Annotated in this window: 6 protein-coding genes; 5 read left to right on the top strand and 1 reads right to left on the bottom strand. The window is 36.0% G+C overall.

Annotated features, from left to right (window positions below; genetic code table 11):
- The first annotated feature begins 154 nt into the window (after window positions 1-154).
- The 4 genes from OZD66_RS05510 to OZD66_RS05495 all read left to right on the top strand — a co-directional run bounded on the left by OZD66_RS05510 (window position 155) and on the right by OZD66_RS05495 (window position 2,813).
- Window positions 155-340 (top strand): hypothetical protein, encoded by a 186-nt coding sequence (locus OZD66_RS05510; protein WP_006280029.1) that lies wholly within the window; start codon window positions 155-157, stop codon window positions 338-340.
- Window positions 321-662 (top strand): hypothetical protein, encoded by a 342-nt coding sequence (locus OZD66_RS05505; RefSeq protein WP_182367539.1) that lies wholly within the window; start codon window positions 321-323, stop codon window positions 660-662. The genes OZD66_RS05510 and OZD66_RS05505 overlap by 20 nt, the downstream gene beginning before the upstream one ends.
- A 39-nt stretch (window positions 663-701) precedes the next feature.
- Complete coding sequence (gene fsa, locus OZD66_RS05500) at window positions 702-1,343, top strand: fructose-6-phosphate aldolase (RefSeq protein ID WP_155968460.1); 642 nt, start codon at window positions 702-704, stop codon at window positions 1,341-1,343.
- A 336-nt stretch (window positions 1,344-1,679) separates the two neighbouring features.
- On the top strand, window positions 1,680-2,813 hold the full coding sequence (locus tag OZD66_RS05495; RefSeq protein ID WP_182367536.1) for an ankyrin repeat domain-containing protein: 1,134 nt from the start codon (window positions 1,680-1,682) through the stop codon (window positions 2,811-2,813).
- 3 nt (window positions 2,814-2,816) lie between these two features.
- On the opposite strand, the gene secA is transcribed toward OZD66_RS05495, so the two are convergent.
- Window positions 2,817-5,477 carry a preprotein translocase subunit SecA gene (gene secA / locus OZD66_RS05490; protein ID WP_259348549.1) on the bottom strand — a complete coding sequence of 887 codons (2,661 nt, stop codon included), beginning with the start codon at window positions 5,475-5,477 and terminating at the stop codon, window positions 2,817-2,819.
- A 219-nt stretch (window positions 5,478-5,696) separates the two neighbouring features.
- Between secA and OZD66_RS05485 the strand changes: the two genes are divergently transcribed.
- Window positions 5,697-6,662, top strand: coding sequence for a hypothetical protein (locus tag OZD66_RS05485; protein WP_275022450.1), 966 nt, complete (start codon window positions 5,697-5,699; stop codon window positions 6,660-6,662).
- The last annotated feature ends 81 nt before the right edge of the window (window positions 6,663-6,743 follow it).

The raw sequence follows: 6,743 nt of genomic DNA, 5'->3' as shown, positions 1-6,743 counted from the left end.
ATATTCTCTTACCATTTCTAATCCTCCAAAATTTTATTTTACCCAAAAAAACTCTTTTCTTTCTCTCCACTTTTTCTGGGTAAGGTCACTCTATTTATAGTACAGATGAAGAGAATTGGATTCATATACCAGTGCCGAAAATAGTTGACAAAGATTGTGTATACTTATTACGATTGTCTGGGTACCAGAAGTTTTTACGGCAACAAAGTATGCACTAACTATAAGTAAGGAAGACTTTAAGCAGGCAATAAAAAAAATGAAGGAACGTTTAAAAGAGATTAAAGGAGAGAAGAAAAAGGTAAAAGGGAATACGGCAGAAAATGAATCTTATTACAAATAGCATAAAGGGCTTTTATTCTAGTGTTAAATCGGACCTAGGTTGGCAAGCCAAACGTAGTCTTATTAGGACATTAGTAAAAGAAGTCAACATTGATCTTGATAAAGTAGATGTAGTATTTAAGATCAAAGAACTTGAAAACCCCGCCCAGAATGGACAAAATCAAAAGATGGTACATTGTCTAAGGGGTCTGGGCACTGGGATGACATCTTTTTTCTTGGTACAAATTACTCTTATGTCTCAATATTTGTACAGTTGTGTTATCGGCCGTTTGATGTTTACAACGCAGGAAGTTCATACGGTTGTAAGTCAAGCGGTAGGATGACAAGATTTTGCAAGGGTATTTTTTTTATAGGAGATTAATATGGAAATTTTTCTTGATAGCGTTGATTTAAATGAAATTAAAGAACTAAAGGAGTTCATTGACGGCATAACAACTAATCCTTCTTTAATAGCAAAGTCCGGGCGTAAAGATAAATACGAGGATTTAGTGCGTGAAATATGCTCTATTATAAAAGGGCCTGTTAGTGTTGAAGTTGTTGCAGATAGCCATGAAGAGATGATCACAGAAGGTCTGAATTTAGCAAAAATTGCTGATAATGTTGTGATCAAATTACCTCTTATACATGAAGGATTAATTTCTTGTAAAAAGTTATGGACAGAGCATAAAATACCTGTTAACATCACATTATGTTTTTCTCCTGGACAAGCACTGCTTGCCGCTAAGGTCGGTGCTTGTTTTATTTCCCCCTTTGTTGGTCGCCTTGATGATATAAGCTATGATGGCTTATCGCTAATAGAAGATATATGTACTATATATTCTAATTACGGTTTTGATACTAAAGTTCTTGTTGCATCAGTGAGAAGCCCAGCGCATGTAATAGAAGCTGCAAGGCTTGGTGCTGATTCAATTACTGTGCCAGCAAAAGTACTTAGACAATTAATTAATCACCCACTTACTGACCAAGGGCTAGCAATATTTGAAAAAGACTGGGGTGTAAAATAATAAACGGTTACAAATGAACATAAAAATTGGCGTATCCGTTCAGGCAATGGCGTCAACTTAAGAGCCTTCATTAGCAAACTCTCCTAAAGACATGATGGCGTTTGCTACCTTGTTGCGGCTGCCCTGGTCGAATTTTAACTTTATAGCTAACCCAAGAAAGGTTTTCCTACATCATACCGCCGAGGCGCTAACGAGTAGCGGAATGACGAATTTGTTGTTTTTCAAATTGTAGGTAAACCTAAAGCTATAGAAAAAAAGAAGAACCAGTTTCTTAGGTTTTCATTGACATAATCCACTTCATATGCCATAATAAAATTTTATATCTTGGAGAAAAAAATGCAGGGATTAGGTCAAATACTAATAGCAGTCAATTGTAGCCAAAACCTGAACAAGGATAATATAGCCGATAAAATAAAAGCTGAAATAGAGGCTAAGTCCAATGAAAGAAATTTAGGAACTATAGAAAAATTTCTTAAACGGTGGGAAAAAAATAATTTTGATCTAAAGAAGTTTCCATGTGGTGATTTACTACAATTCGCAGCTAAATTTAATTGTGCAAAATTAGCAGAGCATTTGGTGGCAAATGGTTTTGATATTAATGACGGCTTTCCTTTGCATTGTGCTGCTCAGCACGGACATACACAAGTAGCGGAAATCTTACTTGCAGAAAAAGCAGACGTTAGCATGCAGGACCGAAAGGGATTCACTCCCTTAGATTATGCTGTTCACCTTGGGAATAAGATAGAAATGGTAAGGCTTCTGTTAAGGGCAGGAGCTACTAATGTACAAAATGGATGTGGATTTACTCCTTTGCATCATACTGCTGAGTGTGGATATGTACAAATGGTGGAAATCCTACTAAAAGAAGGAAGGACAGATGTTAATGCGCGAGATAAAAAAGGAAGAACTCCTTTGCATTATGCTGCCGGACATGGGCACACACAAGTAGTAGAAGTTTTGCTAGAAAAAGGAGCAGATGTTAATCTACAAGGTAAAGATGGAAAAACTCCTTTGCATTATACTGCTGAGAACGGGTATACACAAATAGCAGAGGCTCTATTAAAAGGAGGGGCAGGTGTTGATGTACAAGATAAAGACGGAAGGACTCCTTTGTATTATGCTGTTTATTACACTCATGGTGAATATCCAAGACTAAATTATCAACATCCAAAAGTAGCAAAACTTCTACTAAATTATGGTGCAGATCCATCATTTATTCATAGACCTAAAGCTATAACAGCAGGAATTACTGTTGGTGTTATATCTGCTGTTGTAGTTCCACTAGTACTTGCCTATGCCACTGCATTACCTGCACTAGCAATAATTGGAATTACTGTAGCATCTGCACTGATCGTTGGTAGTATTACCTATGGAGTTACATATAAGTCATCAGAGTATTCATTAAACAGTAAGCTAAGTGAGGTTAGCTGCAGTAATGTTGATGGAAATAAACAAACTGTACAACCATAATTATTAATTCACCACAGTAACCGCGCCGTGGCAGTGTTTGTACTTCTTTCCAGAATTACAAGGGCACTTGTCGTTTCTTGAGACTTTGGGAAGTCTGCTATTTCTAGCAGAATGTAATCTATTGCCTATCTCTTGGTTGTCTGCCAACTTAAAGTGCGCTAGGCGATGAATGGTGAGTTCCTTCCATTTTTCAAGCATCGACTCAAACATCAAGAAAGCTTCGCGTTTAAATTCATTCAGTGGATCTTTCTGCCCCATAGCACGTAAGCTTATGCTTTGTCTTAGGCTCTCTAGAACTGAAAGGTGTTCCCTCCATAAATGATCAAGTGTCATTATCATCATTTGCTTCACGATCGTATTCCACAAATCTGTAGTGTGCTGACTGTTGAAATATTTTTCTTTCTCAGTAAAAAATTCTTGTATCTTATCATTTATATAATTCAAAGCTTCTTGTTTATTCAAAAACTTTGCTAAATCTTCTTTATCAAGAGTTATTCCATACCTTGTATGGAATTCTTTGGCTATATCTTCAACATAATCTTCGTAATAGCCACTTTGGATTATACCTTCTACTACGCTCTCATTTACTTCGCTATACACTTCAAACAAATCATTAATTTCGTTGCCTAAGATATTGTTTCTCTGCTTAAAAATAACTTTACGTTGGTTATTGATTACGTCATCAAACTTAAGTAGAGATTTCCGCACGTCATAGTTTCTAGCTTCAACTTTCTTTTGCGCTTTCTCGAGTGCCTTATTGATCCATGGATGATGAATAGCTTCGTTATTCTTTAACCCTACTTTTTGTAAAAAGCTTCTCATTCTATCAGAACCAAATATTCTCATTAGGTCATCTTCGAGCGATAAAAAGAACTTAGAAAGTCCAGGATCCCCCTGACGACCAGAACGGCCGCGTAATTGATCATCTATTCTCCTGCTTTCATGTCTTTCGGTTCCAACCACACATAAACCACCAGCTTTTATAGCAATTTCCTTATCTTTTTTTACTCTTTCAATTATTTCTTGATATTTTTTTTCTCTTTCATCAGCATTTTTTATTTTCTTGAGCTCTACCTTTGCGATCATTTCAGCATTTCCACCAAGCTGAATATCAGTTCCACGCCCTGCCATGTTAGTTGCTATAGTGACACTACCTGGCACCCCAGCTTGCGCTATTATGTACGCCTCTTGTTCATGATAACGAGCATTCAATACTGAATGCTTAAGAGAATGGCTTTGCAAAAGCGCAGAAAGCTTCTCAGAGTTTTCGATGCTTACCGTGCCAACAAGGACCGGTTGAAGGCGTTTGTAGCATTCTTCTATAAACTTCAACACGGCATTAAATTTTTCTTTTCCTGTGCCATAAATTTCATCATCAATATCAACTCTTTTTACAGGTACATTGGTTGGAATTTTTACTACATTTAATCTGTATATATCACGAAACTCTTCTGCCTCTGTTGCTGCTGTTCCAGTCATTCCGGAAAGTTTATTGTACATACGAAAGTAATTCTGAAATGTGACCGATGCTAAAGTTTGATTTTCATGCTGAATTTCAAGATTCTCCTTCGCTTCAAGTGCCTGATGAAGACCATCGGAATATCTCCTGCCCTCCATCATACGCCCAGTAAATTCATCAATAATCACTACCTTGCCATCCTTTACTATATAATCTTTATCAGCAGTAAACAGCTTATGTGCACGTAATGCTTGGTCTATATAATGAGTCATTATCATGCTGTCAGTATCATAGAGCGAGGAATTTTCAGGAATGAGATTGTATGACCTTAGTAGTTCCTCCACTCGTGAAATACCATCTTCAGTCAAGAATACCGTTCTACCTTTTTCATCTACTTCATAATCGGAGTCAACTAATTTGGTTACTATTTTATTGATATGCTTATATATCTGATTGTTTTCCTCAACCGGGCCAGAAATAATAAGCGGAGTGCGAGCTTCATCAATGAGTATTGAGTCCACTTCATCAACTATTCCGTAGTGAAAGCCTCTCTGAACCATGTCTTCTTGAGAAAATTTCATATTGTCTCGCAGGTAATCAAAGGCAAGCTCGTTATTTGTGGAATACACGATATCTGCACTGTAAGCCTCTTTCCTCTCTTCGTCTGTCAAGTTATTCGTAATAAACGCAACAGAAACCCCAAGAGAATTATATAATTTGCTCATCCACTCTGTGTCTCGTTTTGCAAGGTAGTCGTTAACAGTTACGACGTGTACGCCTTTCCCTTCTAAGGAATTTAGATATGCTGCTAAAGTTGCAACGAGTGTCTTTCCCTCTCCTGTTTTCATTTCTGATATCATGCCATTGTGGAGCACCATTCCACCAATCAGTTGAACATCAAAGTGCCTCATGTTAAGAAATCTTCGAGAGGCTTCACGCACAACTGCAAATGCAGGTACGAGAAGATCATTTAACGTTTTCCCATTTTTCAATTCTCGATTGAATTCTTCAGTTTTACCAGCAAGCTCCTCATCAGATAAGCTCTGCATTTCTGTTTCTAATGCATTTATTTGCTGAACAATTTTCCTAAAGGATTTTATTATCTTCTTGTTTGTTGATCCAAATATCTTTCTTATAAAAAGGAATGACAACGTAAAAATAAAAAATATAAGAATGGCTGTCAAAATTAGCGGAGAATCTAGCATAAACTTAAGTAAAGTCTTATTTAATATGAGATTATATTACTAAATGCAGCCTGCAGCAATGACATATTAGATTCGGGGAATCTTTATGCTTAAGACAGCAAACAAAATTGACCCTGTTCGGCACTGTTATTACAATGTTAAAGAATCTGTTGCATTATCTTAGGCACTTGGTGACTTTAATTTTTTATAGAAAGAAGTTATTCGTAGGTTTAGTAGGGTATGAATGTAGAAAACAAACAGTCTGAAGTACTTAGTAATCGTACATTTAAGAAGAGAGATGGCACATCAACAGGTGATCATGGTCGCAAGTATGAAGTAAAATTATTAATGCTGTATCTACTTCATGGGTTAAGTAGTAAAATTGACTTTTGGTTAGCATCAAACATAGAAGGTTTTGGAGCCTTTGATGATATTTTTTTTGAGTATAAAGATCAGAAGAACAAATCGAGAATTATCTTGGTTCAAGCTAAGCACTGCAATACACATCGCTCTTCGAAGAATATTACTTTTGAAGATTTGTTTATTGATGGAAATGATAGAAAGCAACAGAAAGAAGATTTCGGGTTAAACAAATATTTTGAATCTCATCCTGAGACTAAGCAAAACCCTGAGTGTAAGAACAGTGATATTACGCTTGTCATTCATACTAATGTCAATGTGAACCTAAAAAAAGGTACAGAGAAGCAAGGAAACGTAGAAACATTAGAGAAGTATCTGGAAGAGTCAAAGTTAACAAATGATAACACTTTAAATATTTATGAAGGTCAAAAAGGAACGTGCTACAAAATAAAAAATCATACTGAACTGAAAAAATACTTCAGTTGTGGTAGTGACGATGAAATAGAAGATTTTTTACTTAGAATAAGGTTTGTAGTTGATCAACCTAATCATTCAAAATTAGATGATATTATTAAGAAAGAAATAGGGAATATATACAAAATATCAGGGGAAGAAGATATTGATACAGTTTTTGTCCGTGTATATGACAAGGTAGGGAAATGGTGGGCACAACAGGGTAGCAAAGTTTCTTATCTAACAAGAAAAGACGATTATTTTAGGGAAGTTATAGAACATCTTTATAGTCTCAAACCTAGAGAAGATCTATTTGAACGGTGGAACATTCCACCTAAAATAGCTAGTGGAAATTTCATTGAACGAGAATATCTCAATGAAGAAATAGTATAGCACTTCTCATAATAGTCCAAAAAAGGTAAGATATGGATTTATAGTAGTGATGGTAAGCATGCCAGCAGCATATAGTTATGA

Source organism: Wolbachia endosymbiont of Drosophila baimaii (assembly GCF_028982185.1).
Classification (GTDB): domain Bacteria; phylum Pseudomonadota; class Alphaproteobacteria; order Rickettsiales; family Anaplasmataceae; genus Wolbachia; species Wolbachia pipientis.
The sequence above is the reverse complement of the archived record's forward strand: the minus strand, read 5'-3'. Positions and strand labels throughout refer to the sequence as shown.

Excerpts from the sequence above, each read along its gene's own strand:
- OZD66_RS05505 (WP_182367539.1), top strand. The coding sequence starts at position 321 with ATGAATCTTATTACAAATAGCATAAAGGGCTTTTATTCTAGTGTTAAA.
- fsa (WP_155968460.1), top strand. The coding sequence starts at position 702 with ATGGAAATTTTTCTTGATAGCGTTGATTTAAATGAAATTAAAGAACTA.
- OZD66_RS05495 (WP_182367536.1), top strand. The coding sequence starts at position 1,680 with ATGCAGGGATTAGGTCAAATACTAATAGCAGTCAATTGTAGCCAAAAC.
- secA (WP_259348549.1), bottom strand. The coding sequence starts at position 5,477 with ATGCTAGATTCTCCGCTAATTTTGACAGCCATTCTTATATTTTTTATT.
- OZD66_RS05485 (WP_275022450.1), top strand. The coding sequence starts at position 5,697 with ATGAATGTAGAAAACAAACAGTCTGAAGTACTTAGTAATCGTACATTT.